The sequence below is a fragment of the Desulfolithobacter dissulfuricans genome (genome assembly GCF_025998535.1).
Taxonomy (GTDB): domain Bacteria; phylum Desulfobacterota; class Desulfobulbia; order Desulfobulbales; family Desulfobulbaceae; genus Desulfolithobacter; species Desulfolithobacter dissulfuricans.
This window is the reverse complement of record NZ_AP024233.1, coordinates 963,123-981,246: the sequence shown is the minus strand read 5'-3', so window position 1 is coordinate 981,246 and position 18,124 is coordinate 963,123. Positions and strand designations below refer to the sequence as shown.

At 59.2% G+C, this 18,124-nt stretch carries 17 protein-coding genes; 2 read left to right on the top strand and 15 right to left on the bottom strand.

The window, feature by feature from the left end; genetic code table 11:
- The first annotated feature begins 2 nt into the window (after positions 1-2).
- A complete protein-coding gene (locus GF1_RS04230) occupies positions 3-917 on the top strand; it encodes a putative Ig domain-containing protein (protein WP_267928379.1) in 915 nt (304 codons plus the stop codon).
- A 97-nt stretch (positions 918-1,014) separates the two neighbouring features.
- On the opposite strand, the gene GF1_RS04225 is transcribed toward GF1_RS04230, so the two are convergent.
- The 7 genes from GF1_RS04225 to GF1_RS04195 all read right to left on the bottom strand — a co-directional run bounded on the left by GF1_RS04225 (position 1,015) and on the right by GF1_RS04195 (position 8,863).
- Positions 1,015-2,049, bottom strand: coding sequence for an ABC transporter permease (locus tag GF1_RS04225; protein WP_267928378.1), 1,035 nt, complete (start codon positions 2,047-2,049; stop codon positions 1,015-1,017).
- 3 nt (positions 2,050-2,052) lie between these two features.
- Positions 2,053-3,102, bottom strand: coding sequence for a microcin C ABC transporter permease YejB (locus GF1_RS04220; RefSeq protein ID WP_267928377.1), 1,050 nt, complete (start codon positions 3,100-3,102; stop codon positions 2,053-2,055).
- Positions 3,099-4,643 (bottom strand): gamma-glutamyltransferase family protein, encoded by a 1,545-nt coding sequence (locus tag GF1_RS04215; protein WP_267928376.1) that lies wholly within the window; start codon positions 4,641-4,643, stop codon positions 3,099-3,101. The genes GF1_RS04220 and GF1_RS04215 overlap by 4 nt, the downstream gene beginning before the upstream one ends.
- A complete protein-coding gene (locus GF1_RS04210) occupies positions 4,643-5,758 on the bottom strand; it encodes a carboxylate-amine ligase (RefSeq protein ID WP_267928375.1) in 1,116 nt (371 codons plus the stop codon). Before GF1_RS04210 ends, GF1_RS04215 begins: the two co-directional genes overlap by 1 nt.
- A gap of 21 nt (positions 5,759-5,779) precedes the next feature.
- Entirely contained in the window at positions 5,780-6,988 is a 1,209-nt protein-coding gene (locus GF1_RS04205; RefSeq protein ID WP_267928374.1) for a M20 metallopeptidase family protein, read from the bottom strand.
- Between the two features lie 163 nt (positions 6,989-7,151).
- On the bottom strand, positions 7,152-7,544 hold the full coding sequence (locus GF1_RS04200; RefSeq protein WP_267928373.1) for a DUF4177 domain-containing protein: 393 nt from the start codon (positions 7,542-7,544) through the stop codon (positions 7,152-7,154).
- 62 nt (positions 7,545-7,606) lie between these two features.
- Positions 7,607-8,863: a valine--pyruvate transaminase gene (locus tag GF1_RS04195; RefSeq protein ID WP_267928372.1), complete on the bottom strand. Its 1,257-nt coding sequence runs from the start codon at positions 8,861-8,863 to the stop codon at positions 7,607-7,609.
- A 288-nt stretch (positions 8,864-9,151) separates the two neighbouring features.
- On the opposite strand from GF1_RS04195, the gene GF1_RS04190 reads away from it, so the two are divergent.
- On the top strand, positions 9,152-10,024 hold the full coding sequence (locus GF1_RS04190) for a Tll0287-like domain-containing protein (protein WP_267928371.1): 873 nt from the start codon (positions 9,152-9,154) through the stop codon (positions 10,022-10,024).
- 153 nt (positions 10,025-10,177) lie between these two features.
- Here the strand turns inward: GF1_RS04190 and GF1_RS04185 are convergent, their stop codons facing one another.
- The 8 genes from GF1_RS04185 to argJ form a co-directional block, all read right to left on the bottom strand.
- The gene (locus tag GF1_RS04185; RefSeq protein ID WP_267928370.1) at positions 10,178-10,813 is read right to left on the bottom strand and encodes a DUF8082 domain-containing protein; all 636 of its coding nucleotides are present in this window, start codon (positions 10,811-10,813) and stop codon (positions 10,178-10,180) included.
- A gap of 23 nt (positions 10,814-10,836) precedes the next feature.
- Entirely contained in the window at positions 10,837-11,559 is a 723-nt protein-coding gene (locus GF1_RS04180) for a DUF4388 domain-containing protein (protein ID WP_267928368.1), read from the bottom strand.
- Positions 11,560-11,672: 113 nt separating this feature from the next.
- Entirely contained in the window at positions 11,673-11,867 is a 195-nt protein-coding gene (locus GF1_RS04175; RefSeq protein ID WP_267928367.1) for a hypothetical protein, read from the bottom strand.
- Positions 11,864-13,957 (bottom strand): chloride channel protein, encoded by a 2,094-nt coding sequence (locus GF1_RS04170; protein WP_267928366.1) that lies wholly within the window; start codon positions 13,955-13,957, stop codon positions 11,864-11,866. Before GF1_RS04170 ends, GF1_RS04175 begins: the two co-directional genes overlap by 4 nt.
- A 2-nt stretch (positions 13,958-13,959) precedes the next feature.
- The gene (locus GF1_RS04165) at positions 13,960-14,466 is read right to left on the bottom strand and encodes a SixA phosphatase family protein (RefSeq protein ID WP_267928365.1); all 507 of its coding nucleotides are present in this window, start codon (positions 14,464-14,466) and stop codon (positions 13,960-13,962) included.
- Between the two features lie 147 nt (positions 14,467-14,613).
- Positions 14,614-15,363: a ParA family protein gene (locus GF1_RS04160; RefSeq protein ID WP_267928364.1), complete on the bottom strand. Its 750-nt coding sequence runs from the start codon at positions 15,361-15,363 to the stop codon at positions 14,614-14,616.
- Positions 15,360-16,922 (bottom strand): CYTH and CHAD domain-containing protein, encoded by a 1,563-nt coding sequence (locus tag GF1_RS04155; protein WP_267928363.1) that lies wholly within the window; start codon positions 16,920-16,922, stop codon positions 15,360-15,362. Before GF1_RS04155 ends, GF1_RS04160 begins: the two co-directional genes overlap by 4 nt.
- Positions 16,923-16,934: 12 nt before the next feature.
- Positions 16,935-18,116: a bifunctional glutamate N-acetyltransferase/amino-acid acetyltransferase ArgJ gene (argJ, locus tag GF1_RS04150; RefSeq protein ID WP_267928362.1), complete on the bottom strand. Its 1,182-nt coding sequence runs from the start codon at positions 18,114-18,116 to the stop codon at positions 16,935-16,937.
- Positions 18,117-18,124 lie beyond the last annotated feature (8 nt).

Genomic DNA, 18,124 nt, shown 5'->3' with positions numbered 1-18,124 from the left:
CCATGGTTTCCTTCCCCCGGCCAACACATGATCATCTGGCATCTCCTCTGAAAAAAAAATCAGCAGCCAAAGGACTACCGGCCGAGTGGACCGGTGACAGCAGGGGATTCAGCCTGGTGGAGATGGCCATTGTCCTGGTCATCATCGGCCTGCTGGCCGGAATGGGCGGCGGGATCATGAAAATTGCCGTGGAGAGGCAGAAACTCTCTGAAACGAGGAACAGCGTTGACCAGGCCTACGAGTCCATTCTCGCCTATGTGGACCGTTACAAGGCCCTGCCCACCTCCCTGACGACACTCGGGGTCAAGACCACCGATGCCTATACCCAGGATCTGTACTACGCCACCTACGCCCCTGCCGGGGCCAATGTGTGCACGACGCCGGGCACCTATCTCCAGGTCAATGACCGGGGCACCCTGAAAAACAACATTGCCTTCATACTTCTCAGCAAGGGCAAAAACCTCTGCAACCAGACCGGAACCAGTTCACCCTACCAGGTTCTCCAGGCTGGCACCGTGACCACAGGCTGTCCCCAGGGCAGCCTGGAGTATGATGACGAGGTTCGCTATCTTGACATCGTCAGCCTGGTCAACTCGGCCTGCGGCCAGCTGTGGATTTCCACCACCTTCCTCCATTACGGCACGGTCGGCGAAGTCTATCCCACGGCCCAACTCGCGGCCACCGGTGGCGGCAACTATGTCTGGGACCAGACCGGTGGCACCCTGCCGCCCGGCCTCAGCCTGTCCTCCGATGGCGTTATATCGGGCACGCCCACCAGTGCGGGCACCTATGCCTTTGAGGTCCGGGTGACCGATGGCATCGGCAGGACCGCCCGGTCCACTCTCTCCATCGCGGTGAATCCCGCGACCAGCGGCGGTGGCGGCGGGGGTGGACATGGTGGGCATGGTGGGCCTTGAACGTCCTGATATTCAGGCCATCATTCCCCGGAAAAAGATCTCTAAACATCCTGTTGAGCAACTGTGACGCTCCAAAACAGAGCCTGTTGAGCAGACTTCACTGTTTTCTGGGATCAAAGGCCTCGCGCAACGCCTCGCCGATGAAAATCAGCAGTACCAGGGTTCCCACCAGGACGACAAAGGTGGAGAGGGAGAGCCACCAGGCATCGATATTGGCCTTACCCTGGGCCAGCAGTTCGCCGAGGCTTGGCGTGGAGGGCGGCACGCCCAGGCCGAGAAAATCCAGGCTGGTCAGGGCCAGGATCGCCCCGGACATGCGAAAGGGCAGGAAGGTGATTACCGGGGTCATGCCGTTTGGCAGCAGGTGGCGGTACATGATGGTGAAATGGGAGACACCCAGCGCCTTGGCCGCCTTGACGTATTCCATATTCCGGCCGCGCAGGAACTCGGCCCGGACATAGTCGGACAGCCCCATCCAGCCGAACATGGAAAGCAGGATCAGCAAGAGCAGGATGGATGGTTTGAAGATGGAGGCAAAGATAATGAGCAGGTAGAGCTCGGGCATGGCACTCCATATCTCGATAAAACGCTGAAAGAACAGATCCACCTTGCCCCCGAAATAGCCCTGCACCGCCCCGGCCACAATGCCGAGCAGGGTTCCCACCGCTGTCAGGGCAAAGCCGAACAGTACCGAAAGACGAAAGCCGTAGATAAGCCGGGCCAGGACATCACGGCCCCGGTCATCGGTTCCGAGCAGGTTCTCCCTGGTCGGGGGTGAAGGCACCGGCACGTCCAGATCCAGGTTGATGGAATTATAGGAGTGGGGATTGGGGGGAAACCAGACCCTGTTGCCGTTCGTCTGCAGCTTTTCGAGGATATAGGGATCGCGGTAGTCGGTCTCGGTTTCGAAATCACCACCAAAGGTGGTCTCCGGGTACTCCCGGAAAAGCGGAAAATAATAGTGGCCGTTGTAGTAGACCAGGAACGGCTTGTCGTTGCTGAGCACCTCGGCAAACAGGCTCAGAAAAAAAAGAATGGAGAACAGGATCAGGCTGTAATAGCCCCGTTTATTGTTTTTAAAGTTGCGCCAGCGCCGGGCGGCCAGGCTGTTTTTTCTTTTTCCTGTTTTCATTTCCTACCGAACCCGCTCAAAGCTGATCCGCGGATCCACCATCACATAGCTCAGGTCGGACAGCAGCCGGGACACCAGGCCGATAATGGTGAAAAAGTACAGGGTGCCGAGGACCACCGGGTAATCGCGGTTCATCACCGATTCATAGGCCAGCAGCCCCATGCCGTCCAGGGAGAAGATGGTCTCGATGAGCAGGCTGCCTGTGAAGAAGGCGGTGATGAACGAGCCCGGAAACCCGGTGATGATAGGAATGATGGCGTTGCGGAACACGTGCTTGTAGAGGACCTGACGTTCATTGAGCCCCTTGGCCCGGGCGGTCATCACGTACTGCTTGCGGATCTCCTCCAGAAAGGAGTTCTTGGTCAGAAGTGTCATCACCGCCAGACTGCCCACAGTGGATGAAATGATCGGCAGGACCATGTGCCAGAGGTAGTCAAGTATCTTGCCGATCAGGCTCAGCTCACTCCAGTTGTCCGAGACCAGGCCGCGCAGGGGAAAGATATTGAAAAAACTGCCACCGCCGAAGAGGACAATCAAAACGATACCGAGCACAAAACCCGGAATCGCGTATCCGACCAGGATGATGGTGGAGGTAATGACGTCAAACCGGGATCCGTCCCGGACCGCCTTGGCGATGCCCAGCGGTATGCAGACCGAATAGACAATCAGAAAAGACCACAACCCCAGCGACATGGAAACCGGCAGCTTGGAGATGACCAGGTCCACCACCTTCATGTGGTGGTAATAGGATTCGCCGAAATCAAAGGTCAGGTAGTCGCGCATCATGGAAAGAAACCGGACCAGGGGCGGTTTGTCAAAGCCATAGAGTTTGCGCAGCTGTTCGATACGCTGCTGATCAAGCCCCTTATTGCCCTGGTAGAGCCCGGTACTGCCGGAGGTGGCCTCACCGCCACCGGTACGGCCCTCGATCTGGGCCATCATCCGCTCCACCGGCCCACCCGGGACGAACTGGGTGATGACAAAGGTGATCAGCATGACCCCGAAGATGGTCGGGATCATCAGGAGCAACCGTTTGAGGATATACCAGCTCATTCTTCCACCACCCGTACGGCCCCGCCCCGCCGGGGATCACCCACACCATGGCTGCCAGGCACCACCGTGTGCACCCCGCCGAAGTAGACGTTTTTTTCCTGCCACACATTGATGGCCACCCGCTGCTCCAGCACCTGCAGATCCTGGTCGGCAAATCCCGGCTCCACCTGGACCACGCTGCCGTCCCAGTGCAGCCGGGGCGCCTGGACCGCTGTCTCAATATCGCGGCCATAATCGATGACCTGGACCAGGACCTGGGTGATGGCGGTGCGGATCCTCTTGGAACCGCCGCTGCCAAGTACCAGCTCCACCTCTCCGTCACGCAGCAGGGCGGAAGGCGACATCATCGAACTCACCCGGATCCCCGGAGGGCTGGAATGAAAACCCTGCGGATGAAGATCATCCTCACCCATCATGTTGTTGAGCATGATGCCGGTGCCCGGAGCGAAGTAGCCGGATCCCTCGCCATTGGAACAGGTCATGGAGGCGATATTACCCTCCCGGTCGGCAATGGAGAGATGGGTGGTACCGCGGCTGAAAAGCCGGACCTTTTCGGCAGCCTGTTCAAGAGCCCCGTCGGTCCGCAATTTTTCCAGGGCCTCCGGCGAGGTCACGCCCTGTTCCCGGAGCTGCTCCACGGTCTGCATCAGCCCGGTGGTCCGGAGCAGGTACTCGGCCGAGCCCCAGGTATCCACCGGTTCCAGCTGTTCCTGGATCGCCAGGGACAGGGCAATAAGGCTGCCGCCAAGGGACGGCGGCCCCACGGTGAGCAGGGTATGGTCCCTGTATCGGGCACGCAGGGGTTTTCGTTCCACCACCTGGTAGCCGGCCAGGTCTTCCAGGGTCAGCAGGCCGCCACCCTCACGCATGTCCCTGGCCATGACCCGGGCTATGTCCCCGCGATAAAAACTCGCACCCCGGTCTTTGACCAGGTCCTGGAGAAAAGCCGCCAGGGCTGGATTCTGCAGAACATCGCCCGGCCGGAGAAACTGGTCCCCAGGCTCATAAAGCGCCCGACCTTCCGGGGTCAGGGTGACGATGGGGTGGAGCAACCGGAGAAAACCGGCCTGAAAATCGTTGAGCCGGTGCCCCCGGGCCAGGTCAATGGCCGGAGACAGGATATCTGCAAGGGGCAGTCGGCCAAGCCGCTCATGGACATGGAGAAGGCCCTTGAGTGTCCCGGGCACGGCCACCGAACCAAGGCCGATGTTGAATTCCTGATCCGAACCGCCGAACTGTACCGTAACCGGAAAAAAATGCGGCCGGGGCATCTCGGCCAGCCCCCTGCCCGGCGTATCGACAAAAAAATCAAAGACGATTTCCTCCACCGGCCCATCCTTGCCGCTGGTCCGGGCCAGGAGAAATCCACCGCCGCCCAGACTGGTCAGGGTCTGTTCGGCAACCGCACCGGCAAAACCGGCAGCCACGGCGGCGTCAAAAGCATTGCCGCCGGCACCGAGGATATCGGCCGCCGCCTGGCTCACCAGTTCGTGCCCGGTGGCGACCACGGACCTGGTGTATCGAATTTCTTTATCAGTCATTATTCCCAGAATTGAGCCCGCATGCTCTGTATCATTTTTGCAAAGCTGTTTTCCTGTTGCATCAGCTCCCGCTGCTGCCGGGCACTGGTACCACGTTCAAGGATCCCTTCCAGCTGGTGGCACCACTGCCTGGAGCCAAACCGGTCCATCCAGGGGCCAAGCAGGGAAAAAAGTTGTTCGGCAGCCTGGTGCAGGGTCAGGACCCGGTAATCAAAAAGTCCCAGCGGATCGAGAAACCGGCCCTCCAGGCCATACCGGGCCGCCTGCCACTTGTTATAACCAAGAATCCGCTGATTGATCCGGGCCGGGGCCACCACACCCTCGACAATGGCGACGGCAAAGGCCTGAATGAGACCGGCCATGCCGACAATTTCCGCAAAGCGGGCAGGCAGGTCACAGGACCGGACCTCCACTGTCCCGAAAAAGGGATTGATCCGCACATCCGACCAGAGATCCCGCACCTGGTGGATGATCCCCTGCTCCATGAGCATGTGCAACTCGTCTTCGTAGGCCTGCCAGGAACCGAAATAACCGGAAAGACCGGCCAGCGGCAAGGCCTCGAACAACTTGGTCCGGTAGGAGGCCAGACCGGTATCGAGACCGCGGAACCAGGGGGACGAACCGGTGAGGGCCAGGAACACGGGCAGATAGCCCTGGAGAACATCGCAGACCCGCACCGCCATCTCCCGATCATCCATGCCCACGTGGACATGGAGCCCCTGGGTGATGAACTGGCGGCCAACGAACTGCAGTTCGTCCATGATCCGTTCGTAACGCGGATCCGGAGTCAGGACCTGATCCAGGGGTTCGGCAAAGGGATGGAGACTGGCCGCGTGGAGTACCATGCCCTGGTCTCCGGCCACGTCGGCGAGCATATGGATGGTGTGGCGCAGATCCTCGGCCACCTCGTCCACATCGCTGCAGACCCCGGTGAGGACCTCAAGCATGGACTGGATGAATTCCGGTGCCAGCCGGGAGGCAAATTCCGCTGGCGCGGCGGCGAGGATCTGTCGCGCTCCCGGTACCAGGGCCAGGGTTTCCCGATCAAGGATCTGAAACTCCAGCTCCACGCCCAGGGTGGCGAGCCTGCTCTGTGCAAAGGGTATCGAATCCACCAGTTCCTCCCTGCTCCCCGGCTACGACCCCAGGGAATGGAGCCCGGCCCGGGCAACCTCGGCCAGCCAGGCCGCACCAAGGCCCAGAACGGCTTCATCAAAGTCAAACCGGCTGGAATGGGCAGGGCCGGTCTCCCTGGTGGTGCATGCACCCCCGAACCGAACAAGACAGCCGGGAATGCGCTGCTGGTAAAAGGCGAAATCCTCGCCGCCGAGACTGGGGTGGCCCTGGCTGATAACATTGTCCGTCCCCACCACCCGATCGGCGGCATGGCGGGCGATGGCGGTGGCGGTTTCATCATTGATCACCGCCGGCAGGTGACCAAAGAATTCAAGCTCGATACTGGCGTTGCACATCTCGCCAAAACCCTGTATCACCCGTCGGATACCGCTTAAAATGCGCTCCCTGGTTCCGGGATGGGCACTGCGAATCGTCCCCTCGAGCAGGGCGTGTTCGGCAATAACATTGTGAACGGTTCCGGCCACGAATCGGCCCACCGTGATCACGGCCGCCTGGGCCGGATCGATCTGCCGGGAAATAAGGGTCTGCAGACTCATGACCAGGTTCGAGGCCACCACCACCGAATCGATGGCCTCATGGGGACGGGCAGCATGACCGCCCTGACCGTGGATCCGGATGACAAAGGGATCGGTATAGGAACAGACCAACCCCTGGTCCACAGTAAACCGCCCCACGGGATAATGGGTGTCGATATGGCCGCCAAATATCATATCCACCCCGTCCAGAGCCCCATCGTCGATCATCCTGGCCGCCCCGTTACCGGACTCCTCGGCCGGCTGAAAAAGCAGCCGGACGCGACCTGGCAGTTCCTGGTCCCGCAGCAGGGCCGCAGTCCCGAGCAGCATGGCCACATGACCGTCGTGGCCGCAGGCATGCATGACCCCGGGACGGGTCGAGGCAAAGGAAACCCCGGTCTCTTCAGTGATAGGCAGCGCGTCCATGTCGGCCCGCAGGGCGACGCATGGAGTGTCGCCTCCCTGGCCGATCTCGGCCACGATGCCGGTGGAGGCGAAACCACCCCGCCATTTGACCCCCAGCCGGTCCAGTTCCTCAACGATACGACGACCGGTACGTTCTTCCTGGTAGGCAAGCTCCGGGTACCGGTGCAGACTGCGACGGATCTCCCTCATCCAGGCAAACAATTCCTGATCGATCGCCCCTGCCGGATTCTTTTTTTTCCTATCTGTACAAGCCAGCCGCGATTTCACTTTTAGTACCTTACTTCTTGGCTCCTGTCGTAAAAACAAGAAAATTACCAAGTCGCTACGATTAATCAGGTTGCGGGCGACACCCGCTGTGGTGACCCTTTGTTCAGCTTATGGATACCACGGGGACCCTGGTCAGCCAGCAACTCCGTCTAACCGTAACCGGTCAGAAGATCCGTATCTTGCCGACCAGATCCTGGTCCTGCTCCTCTTCCTGCTGCTGCATGGCCTGACGGCGCCGGGCCTCAAGCTCCATGATGTGGGCCCGTTCCCGCTCCTGGAGAGCTCTGGCAGAGACAACCTCTTCCTCCTCCATGGAGTCGCAACCACTTTCTGAAACAGTGACCGGGGGACGATCCACACACGCTTCCGACCCGTCAGGACGCTTGCAGATGGCCAGCAGCCCTTCCTGAGTGGTGGTCACGCCCACCAGTTCCCAGCCCAGAGCTCCCTGCTCGTTGAGGGTCTTTTCCACTTCCTCGTCATTGATGTACCTGTCGCCCAGCAACCTGTCTTTCTGATATTCAAACAGGATGGTTCGATAAACAAAGCGTCTCATTTCTCTCTCCTGTTTTTTTCTCAGAACATCTCACCAGTGACAAAAACTTCAGGTGAAAAAGCTCAACCGCTGTCGCCGCAGGCCCGGCGAACCTCTTCGCCGATGATCCGCAGGCCCTGGTGGACATCCTCTTCATCCTGAGAATAGGTTATGCGGATGCACTCTCCGGTATGGCTCCAGCCCGGCTCCAGGCCCGGGAAGAAATAGTCACCGGATACCACCAGCACCCCGCGCTCCTTGAGCCGCTCATAAAGGGTGCGGCTGGAGATGGGCAGCTCCGGAAACCAGAGCCAGAGGAACATCGCCCCCTCCGGGGTATGGACCCGGTAATCAAACCCGGTGAAATAGGTGTTGATCCAGTGCATGGCCTTTTCCATCTTGCGGCGATAAAAAGGCATGATCACCTCACGGCTGAGACGGATGATCTCCCCGGACCGGACGATATCGGTGGTCAGCATGGCGCCGAAGCTGCCCGGAGCCAGATTCAGGATGGAGTTGATGCCGGAGAGGACCTCGATGATCTCGGTACGGGCAATGACGATCCCGGTCCGGGCCGCCGGCAGGCCGAACTTGGACAGGCTCATGCAGACGATGAGATTCTCGTTCCAGACCGGGGTGGCCTCGGTATAGATGATCCCGGGAAAGGGTACCCCGTAGGCGTTGTCGATGATAAAGGGGATATCATTTTCCGCCGCCAGCCGGGCCAGTCCCTGGATCTCGTCATCGGTCAGCACGTTGCCGGTGGGGTTGGTGGGCCGCGAGGCGCAGATGACACCGATGTCCGTGTTCACTTCGATATGGTCAAAATCGACCCGGTACTTGAACAGGTTGTCTTCCAGAAAATCGATCCGCGGCCGGACCGCGGTGAAGAAATCATCGCTGAGCCCCAGGTCGGCATAGCCGATATATTCCGGAGCCAGGGGCAGCAGGACCTTCTTGTGACTGCCATCGTCAAACCGGCCGGCAAACATGTTGAACAGCAGAAAAAACGAGCCCTGACTGCCGTTGGTCAGGCAGATGTTTTCCGGCCCCAGGTCCCAGCCATACTCGCTTCGCAAAAGGGCTGCCAGAGCCTGGAGGAAATCCTTTTCACCCCGGGGAGGATCATAGATGCCGATCAGTTTACGAAATTCGGCCGGATCCTCGGCGAGCTCCCGCAACCGGCGGCGAAGCATTTCCTGCACTTCCGGGACATGGCCGGGATTTCCTCCGCCCATCATGATCATATCACCGCCGGCCAGGGCATTGCCCAGATCATCCATCAGGGACAAGATACCCGAACCGGTGGAAAAGCGTTTGCCAAATGAAGACAGTTTCATGATCTCGTTACCACTCCTGGTGAAAAAATATCCGGGCCACCGCCAACCACTCTGTGGCCCTGTGCGAACCGCCCGGTAAAGCAAAAACCGAACAGGACCTCTCTTTGCGGAGGAAAAGGGATTTTCAATAGAGCCATTAAACCATTTCCCTCCATCGTGCAACCCCGCTGGCCCCACCCCTGTCCATGTCGGAAAGAATACTTTCCTTGATTTTGCCGGTGAGGTTGTGATTCACTACAACAAGATTCGAAGCCACTCTTCCGTTAACCCCTTAACCCGGAGAACTGCATGAGTATTCGTACACGATTCATTATCCTTATCGGCATACTCAGCCTGATCGCCACTGTTGGCATCGCAGTGGCCAGTTATCGTTTCAGTGTCAGCAATGCCGTTGAAGAAGCCAAGGCCAAGGGACACCTGGTCTTTGACGCCCTGCAGGCGTCCCGGCTCTATTTCAAAGACCACCAGCGGCCAAGAATAATGGAGATGATGGACAGGAACCAGTTCATCCCCGAACTCATCTCCGGCTTTACCCTGACCCGCGGGGTCTGGAACGAGTTCCAGAAGCGCAACCAGGACTATCAGTTCAAGCAGGCCACCATCGACCCGCTCCATTCCGACAACAAGGCCGACAAGTATGACCTGCAGATCATCGAAATCTTCCAGCAGGATCCCAAAAAGAAGCTGGCCGAAGGCACCATCACCAAGGAAGGCAGTCAGTTCTATTACTTTGCCCAGCCCATCCGGATCTCCCGGGGATGCCTGCGCTGTCACGGCGACCCGGCCGATGCCCCAAAAGAGCAGATCGAGCGCTACGGGACCGAGCATGGCTACAACTGGGAAGCCGGCAGTATCGCCTCGGCCTACGTGGTTTACGTGCCGCTGGCAAAAGCCCTGACCAAGGCCAGACAATCAGCCATCAACCTGGTTCTCATCGGCAGCAGCGGAGTTCTGCTGCTCATGCTGATCATCTGGTTCTTTTTCAGCCGCTACGTGGTCAAACCGGTGACCATGCTGGAAAAACGGGCTACGGAAATCAGCCTGGGCAAAAACCTGAGCGAACCCATCGTCACCCCATCCCGGGATGAGATAGGCACCCTGGCCCGGGCCGTGGACCGGCTGCGGATCAGTGTGGACAAAATGCTCAAACGTTTCAAGTGAGCCGTCAGTAACAGGTAACAGGCATGGACAAACTCTCTGATCCCGCCCTGCAGGTCCGGGCGGGATCAGAGAGGGCACTTTCCTTCAAGACAAAAAAGCCTGCTGACAAGCCATGGCTTGTCAGCAGGCTTTTTCAGCTTCCAGCGGGTGTTGTCACAGGATGGTGTGAATATGGGAGGTGAACTCCCGGGCCAGATGCTCGTCGCCGATCTCTTCGACCAGCATTTTGGCCAGCTCGGAAATCCGGGCCGGCACAGCCGGTCCTGACTCTTTCCATCTCTGGATGTAATCCTGCATCACCACCCCGGCCACCGGGCCGATAGCTGCGGCCAGGGCCTGCTCCATCTCCTTGAAGAGCGGCTCCAGCTCGGCATCATCGCCGTCATCCTCCTCGATGGCCACCGCCTCCACCTCTTCGAGCACCTCTTCTTCAGGGGGATAGACAGGCGCGTTGAGTTCATCACGCATATCGGCCACCAGCATGGCAGCAGTGGTGGCAACCAGGGAACAGTTGGCCTGGGACTCGCAGATGGTAAGGAGGACCGCTCCGGTATCAAGGGGCATGCCCAGCACGGTGTACTTGTCAAAACGAAAGTAGACCGACCGGGTATCCAGGCCGATCATGCCACCCATCTGGAAGAGCCGTACCAGGTAGGTTCCAACGGTTTCCGACAGATCCGCCGACAGGCTTGGATGGAGCTCCTCGCACAACGGCCCCTCGGATTTATCAAAGATACAGGATCCGGTGACTCCGGGAATAACCGATATCTCCTTGAGCAGTTTTCTCATAACCTCACTGTATCCCCTGCCGGTTATCTCGCCGTAAGAGCCGGCCGCAGCCGGGCTGCAACCTCAGCCGTCGAGACATCCTGATCAAGAAGCAGACCGATAATCATTCCCGCCCCGGGAAGAATCAGCAGCACGTCTCCGCCCTGCAGCTCCAGGCGGATCTGATGGGGGCCCCGGGCCTCAAGCGCCTTACGGATCTGGATGCCGCTGACAATGCAGTAGGTGATAAAATCGCCGACTTTGCGATTTTTCGAGGACTGGACAATAACCTTTCCCTGGCGGTTCAGGAGATAATAATGTTTCACCCCCGCAATGGAGACAATGGCCTCCACCAGCCGTCGCAGAGCCGGATTCCCCTGCACGGCCGCACTCATGGCCCGTTTTGAAGCATGCATGGTATCACCCTTCCCTGCCTGTTCACTCGTAGCCTCATCCTGCCTGGTTGCGGCGTTGAGCAGCAGGTGTGCCAGGGGCAGGCTGATTCGCCGCAGCCGGTCCTGGGCCTCTTCAACCCGAAAGACCGGATCTTTTGCCGTCAGCAGGGCGTAGACCGCTTCTTCCCCTGCCTTGTCCCCGCACTGGGCATCTACGAGATCTCCCTCGTCGAAGAAGAACTGTCCTTCTCCCTCGCCACAGTGGACAATCAGGGTGCAGCTGCGCCGTTCCTGCTCAAGCATCTGCAGAAAGGAAGCCAGGGATACGCCGCCTATGGACCCTGTACCGGGGGAACCGCTCTCTTGCACCATCTGTCTCTTGCCAGTCCGGTTAATCCTGTGGGAAAATCAACAGGTTCGACATTTCTTCATGTCCACAGATCCATGTTATCATGCGGCCGGTCATTTTAAAAATAATTTTTCCTTTATTTCCCTTTCCCTGCCGACTTCGGAGCAAACAACTGACACGGCTTGCCGGAACTGGCCAGAACCACCCGGGAAGGCATCTGCTGGCTCTTGAAGCCATAGGCCCGGCATCCCCGCGGCTGACGGGGCTGGTAGGTGATGAAAAAATGGCGGCAGCCCAGGCAGTCCGGAGACATGGGTACCCGGGAAGTCACGAATCCTCCTCCCCGGCCGAGGAAAAGATACGCTGGACCTGATCCAGCACGTCCTTGCGACCAAAGACGGTCACGATATCTCCGGCCTCAAAACGGGTGTCCTGCTGGGGTATGATAATCTCCCCTGCCCGCTCGATGGAGACCACGTTGACCTGTCCTGGCAGGTTGAGATCGCCAAGCTGCCTGCCCACTGCCTGATGTCCGGGCATGAGGCAGAATTCGATGAACTCGTTTTGATTCTGCCGGCGCAGGGAGGTGTTTTTCTCCAGCATCTGACCCCGCTGTTTGCGGACCAGCCCCACATCATAGGCCCGGAGGATGTCCGAGCGGCTTATCAGACCGACGAGTTTATTCTTTTCCTCGCGGCTGATCACCGGCAACCGCGCCAGGTCGCGGGGCGCCATCTTCTGGATAGCGGTCCAGATCGGTTCATCGGGATAAACCGTGATCGGATCCGGAACAGCCACGTCGGAGACGGTGAGCCCCCGGAGTTTGACGCTGTCCTGGGAGAGAGCCCGCCGCATGTCCTGCAGGGTGACTATCCCCCAGAGACGGTCCTGATCATCGAGGACCGGGAACCCCAGGTAATTGGTTTCCTGGAACTTCTGGTAGAGCTCGGCCAGGGGCTGCGAGGCATGAACAGTGACCGGATCGGGATTCATGACCTCACGAACCTGAACCCCCTGCATGATATCCATGTCGCGCCCCTGGGAAAATCGGATCCCCCGCCGGGTGAGCTTGATGGTGTAAATGGATTCCGGATAAAGCCACTGGGCAAAAAAGGTCGCGGTCACCGCCGTGACCATCAGGGGCAGAATCAGGGAATAATCATTGCTCATTTCAAAGACGATGAGCATGGCGGTCAGCGGCGCTTGGGCCGCAGCGGCAAAAACCGCACTCATGCCGACCAGGGCATAGGCCCCGGGAGAGCCGGCGTACTGGGGCAGAATATACTGGAAGAGCATGCCCATAGCACCGCCGAGCATGGCGCCGATAAAAAGAGATGGCGCAAAAACACCGCCCGAGTTACCCGAACCCAGGGTAAACGAGGTGGCCAGCGGTTTCAAAAAGATGAGCAGGAAAAGGAGCCAGAAACTCACCTGCCCATGCAGAGCCTCCTCGATGAAAGTGAACCCGGAACCGTAGACATGGGGGATGTTCTCAATCAGCGGCATGCCGAGCTGGAACTCGGTCGGTCCGGAGAAACTGATCCCCGGCAGGTGCAGGTAGCCGAATCCGAGCAGGCCAAGGAGCAGGGCACCGACCGCCGGCTTGAGGACATCGGGAAAGCGCCAGTTATCGAACAGATCCTCGAACCAGCTCAGCATGCGTATGAACATCACCCCCACCAGGGCCGCCACCAGACCCAGAGCCAGGTAGAGCAGGATGGCCACCGGGGAATCAAAGGTATAGGTAGGGACGGTGAAGGCGGGCCGGTCACCGAGAAACTTCTGGCTGACAATGGAGGCCGCCACCGCCGAGATCACCACGTTGCCAAACATCCGGACCTGCAGCTCACCCATCAGGACCTCGATGGCAAAGGCCACCCCGGCGATGGGAGCGTTGAAAGTGGCGGCGATACCGGCAGCAGCCCCGCAGGAAACAAGGTTCTTGATTCGCTCGTCAGACAGGTGAAGGAGCTGGCCTGTCACCGAACCGAGTGCCGAGCCGACCTGGACGATGGGTCCTTCCCGGCCGGCCGACCCACCGGTGCCGATACAGAGCGCCGAGGCCAGGATCTTGACAATGGCCACCCGCGGTCGGATCCGGCCACCGCGCATGACCAGGGCCTGCATAACCTCAGGGACTCCATGTCCCTTGGCCTCGCTGGCAAACCATGCGATCAGCGGGCCGCCAAGCAGGGCTCCACCAACCGGCACCAGAACATAGGTCCACATGCCCAGGCGGGGAAACAGATAATAAGCCGCCGTATAGGAGCCGTGCTGGATCCAGGCGATGAGATGAATGAAAAACACGGCGGCCAGGCCGGTCAGGGCCCCGATCACCGTGGCCAGAATCAGCGGCAGAAGTCCCTCGGGCAGGGTTGTCCTGTCGAGCAGACGCCCGGATCTGCTTATCTTGTCGGCCATGGTCAGTCAGACTGCCGGGCAAGCAGTTTGGGATAGAGGAAGAACAGGGGAGTCCCGCAGCCTTGCCGCACATCTTCCCACCGCTCCACAGCAAAGGAAAAACCAACCACCCCACAGGTAGGTACGTTGGCGATATCCAGATCACCCAGGGTGTTTGCCAGCTCCGTTATGGCTGAGTTGTGCCCCACCAGCATCAGGTGATGGTATTTTTTCTTCTGGGCCCGGATCAGCTTAAGCAGCATACCGGAGTCGGCACCATAGATCTCTTCCACCAGAACTATACCCCTGCGGGGAAAGTCGATTTCCCGGGCTATCTTGCGGGCGGTCTTGCGGGTTCTTTTTGCCGGACTGCAGAGAATTCTGTCCACACGTATACAGCGACGGGCGAGCTCGCGGCCCATGCGCGGCGCATCACGCCTGCCGCGTCTGGCAAGCGGCCGGTCCCGGTCGACCAGACCAGGATCTTTCCAGCTTGATTTGGCATGGCGGCACAGCAGTATCTGTTTCATCGATCTCGCATCATTTTGGCATGGTTGACAACATTCAGACGGTCGGAAAACGGAACAGTGAATCTTCCAGGCAAGAATACGGCCGGCGCAGCCCCTGCCAGAACCGGACACAGCCATCCCCCACCATCTGGTACCTCTGTCACCGGTCTACCGGTCTGCTCCAATATGGGCACAGATTTCATCCCACAGTTCCCGGTAGGCTGCAGACGCCGCGGATGAAGGCAGGGCCGCGGTCACCGGCTGTCGGTAGAGCCCCATCTTTTCCACATCGGCAAGAAAGGGAATATGACTGCGCAGGATTCCAGGCTGGCCCTCGAGCTGCCGCATCATCTCCCCGTGCATGTTCTTGCGTTTTTCCACCATGGAAAAGAACACCAGTACTTTGGACCGATCCTGGCCGATTTCCTCCAGAAAGTTCAGCAGCTGCTGCATGGCCAGGTGGGACAGGGTTGTGGGAATGAGGGGAACCAGGATCCAGTCGGCGGCATGGAAGATGTTTTCGGACAGGAGCGTCACATTGGGGGGGCAGTCGAGGAATATGTGGCCATATTCCTTTTTGAGCGGCTTGAGCACCCTGGATATCCGCTGGCGCGATTTTTTCAGATCATCCAGGGCGATATCGATGTTTCTATAGGAAAAATCGGCCGGCAGCAGGTCAAGCCCGGGGTAATCGGTCCCCCGGATGTTGCGATCCACGTGTTTACCGCCCTTGAGCAGTTTTCTGGTATTGAACTTCCTGGCCGGCCGGATGCGAAAATAATAGGTGGCTGACCCCTGGGAATCCATGTCACAGAGCAGGGTATTGACCCCATGGTTCGACGAGAGGTAGGACAGATTGACCGCGGTTGCGGTCTTACCCACTCCACCCTTGATATTATATACCGCTATAACACTCATTTCTGACGACCTCGTGCCCTGGAGTCAGCGAATAACCGCTTGAACAGCGCTGTGTTGTCACTGTCACCGAATCGTTGAAAGGTGGTGGCGAACCGCTTTCGTACCCGCTCCTGTTCATGGTACAGGTTGGTGAGCAGGCCGCCCAGCGCCGCTGCCAGCTGGAGATTTTTCCTGCTTCCGGTCCGGAGCTCGGCGAGATGGCGGCGCAGCATATCCTGCTGCACGGACAGATCATTGAAATCACCAAGATTATTCTGCAGCTTCTTGAGCTGCTTGATAACCCGGGTCATATCTTCTTCGGGAAAGAGGGAGGTGAAGAATTCCAGGGCATAGCGCAGTTTCTTGCATTGAATGCGCAGCCTGTGCAGACTCTCGTCCGGCGAACGGTCGGTGATGGCGCGCCCGTCCTTCATGACCCGCCGATAGCGCCGGTAGATGATCTGCCGGGCAAAATCCGTCACAGGCATACCCGCCGCCGCAGGTTCCTCTTCCCGGTCCGACTGCAGGTACTCCCGCCAGCTGCTGACAATTTCCCGGTACCGCGGTGCTTGCAGGGCCCGCACCAGCCGCTTGAACTCTTCCTGCCTGCGCCGGGCGAGATCCTGAAAAAATTCGTCAAGTCCGGGCTGGAGTACCTCGGGCAGCCTGGCCAGGTAATCATCCCGGTAAAGCAGGTAAACATCAAGATCCCGGGTGGGCCCGGTGACCCGCCCCAGCCATGCGAACTCGTTTTTAAAAAGGGCCGTGGTCTCGGCGGGCAGGACTTTTTTGAACTGGGCAAGACCGGTGCGGGTGCGGCGGATTGCCACCCGGAAATCATGGAGAAACTCGGAATCAAGATCGTCGAAAATTCCCGGCAGGTTACGCTCCATTACGCCAAGCAGCTGCAGGAAAATGGTCCTTGCCGCCTGGCCGGCTGTCATGGCGGGGTCCAGCCTGATGGTGAATTTTGAACTGTAATCACCGGGCGTCCGGCCCACGGCCTTGAGCCCTTCCTCGAACTCGAAATGGGGCGAGGCCGACTCATTGATACCGTACTGCTCAAGAAAACGGCGCACGGCTCTGTATTTCTTGACGTAGCCCCGCACACCCTGCAGTCGGACCGTGCGCAGCACCCGTTCCCCTTCCTGGACATGCAGCTCTTCCAGGTAGAGAAAGGCCACGGTTTTTTCGTCCCGGTTGAGAATCCGCACCCGGGTACGCCTCTCATCCAGGGTAACCAGGGGCAGCAGGCAGCGGACATCCAGAGCGGTGTGCAGAAGGCGCTGCAGGGACGAGTCAGGAAAATCCCAGGCAAAACGAGGCCCCTGACAGGAGATATCGGCCAGCGCGGCCCGGGTTCGGCCAGACCCGTATTCGCAAAGCCGCCAACCCTCCTCAGTGCATTCCAGGAGCCATTTCTTCCGGTAGAGCCGCCAGTCGAAGCTGTCGTAAAAGATCCGCCGGTGCTGCCCGGCCTGTTCCACCGCCACCCCGAAGGCCTCGGCCAGATCCGCAACAAAGGGCTCGATCTCGAGTTCCTCGGGCAGATACCAGGTATCAGGAATGTTCTTAGACATCAATAACGGTCCTCAGGTACGGTAATCAGCGTTAATTTTCACATAATCAAGTGAAAAATCACAGGTATAAACCTCTGCACTCTCACTGCCGTCATAGAGATCCACGGTCACTGTGAACCGATCTTTCTTCAGTACCCGGGTGGCTGCGGCCTCGGCCTCAGGGCCGCATCCCTGGCCGTTTTCCACCATCTGCACCTCATCAAACCAGATACCTACCCGATCGGGACTGAAAGGACAGTCGGAACGGCCAAGCGCGGCGATTATCCGCCCCCAGTTGGCGTCCTCGCCGAAAAAAGCGGTCTTCACCAGGGCGGAGTTGGCGATGGTCTGGGCCGCGCTCATGGCCCCTTCAAAATCTCTGGCCCCGACAATACGGATGGTCACCAGCTTGGTGGCACCCTCGCCGTCGGCCACTATCTGCAGGGCCAGGTCCTTGAGCACGGTGTCAAGAGCGCCGGCAAAAAGCTCGCCGGCGGCCCGGTTCTCTTCATCTATCCAGGGATTTCCGGCTGCGCCGTTGGCCAGGATCAGGACGGAGTCGTTGGTGCTTGTGTCCCCGTCAACGGTTATCCGGTTGAACGACTGCTCCACTCCGGCAACCAGCATGCGCCGCAGTTCCGGAAAGACGATCTGGGCATCGGTCAGGACAAAGCAGAGCATGGTGGCCATGTCCGGCATGATCATGCCGGCCCCCTTGGCCACCCCGAAGATATTGACCTCGTGGCCATCCACCTCGATGGTCGTCCGGGCTGTCTTGGGCACTGTATCGGTGGTCATGATCGCCCGGGCAAGATCGTCGAATCCGTCAGACGACAACTTGCCCACCAGGGTATCCATGGCCCGGGCAAAGGGTTCCTCGGACATGGGTTCGCCGATCACGCCGGTGGAGGCCACCTGGACCAGATCCGCATCGATACCCAGTCGATCGGCCACCATGGCGCTGGTGGCCAGGGCCGCCTGCATACCGGCATCACCGGTACAGGCATTGGCATTGCCGGAGTTGACCAGAATCGCCTGGGCCCGACCGTGGCGCAGCCGTTCCATATCCAGCAGCACCGGGGCCGCCTTGACCCGATTGGTGGTAAAGACGCCGGCCGCCACCGCCGGAGTGTCTGAATATATCAAACCCAGATCCAGCCGTCCCTCATAGCGGATGCCCGCTGCGACCGCGGCTGCGGAAAATCCCTTAATCACCTTTTTCT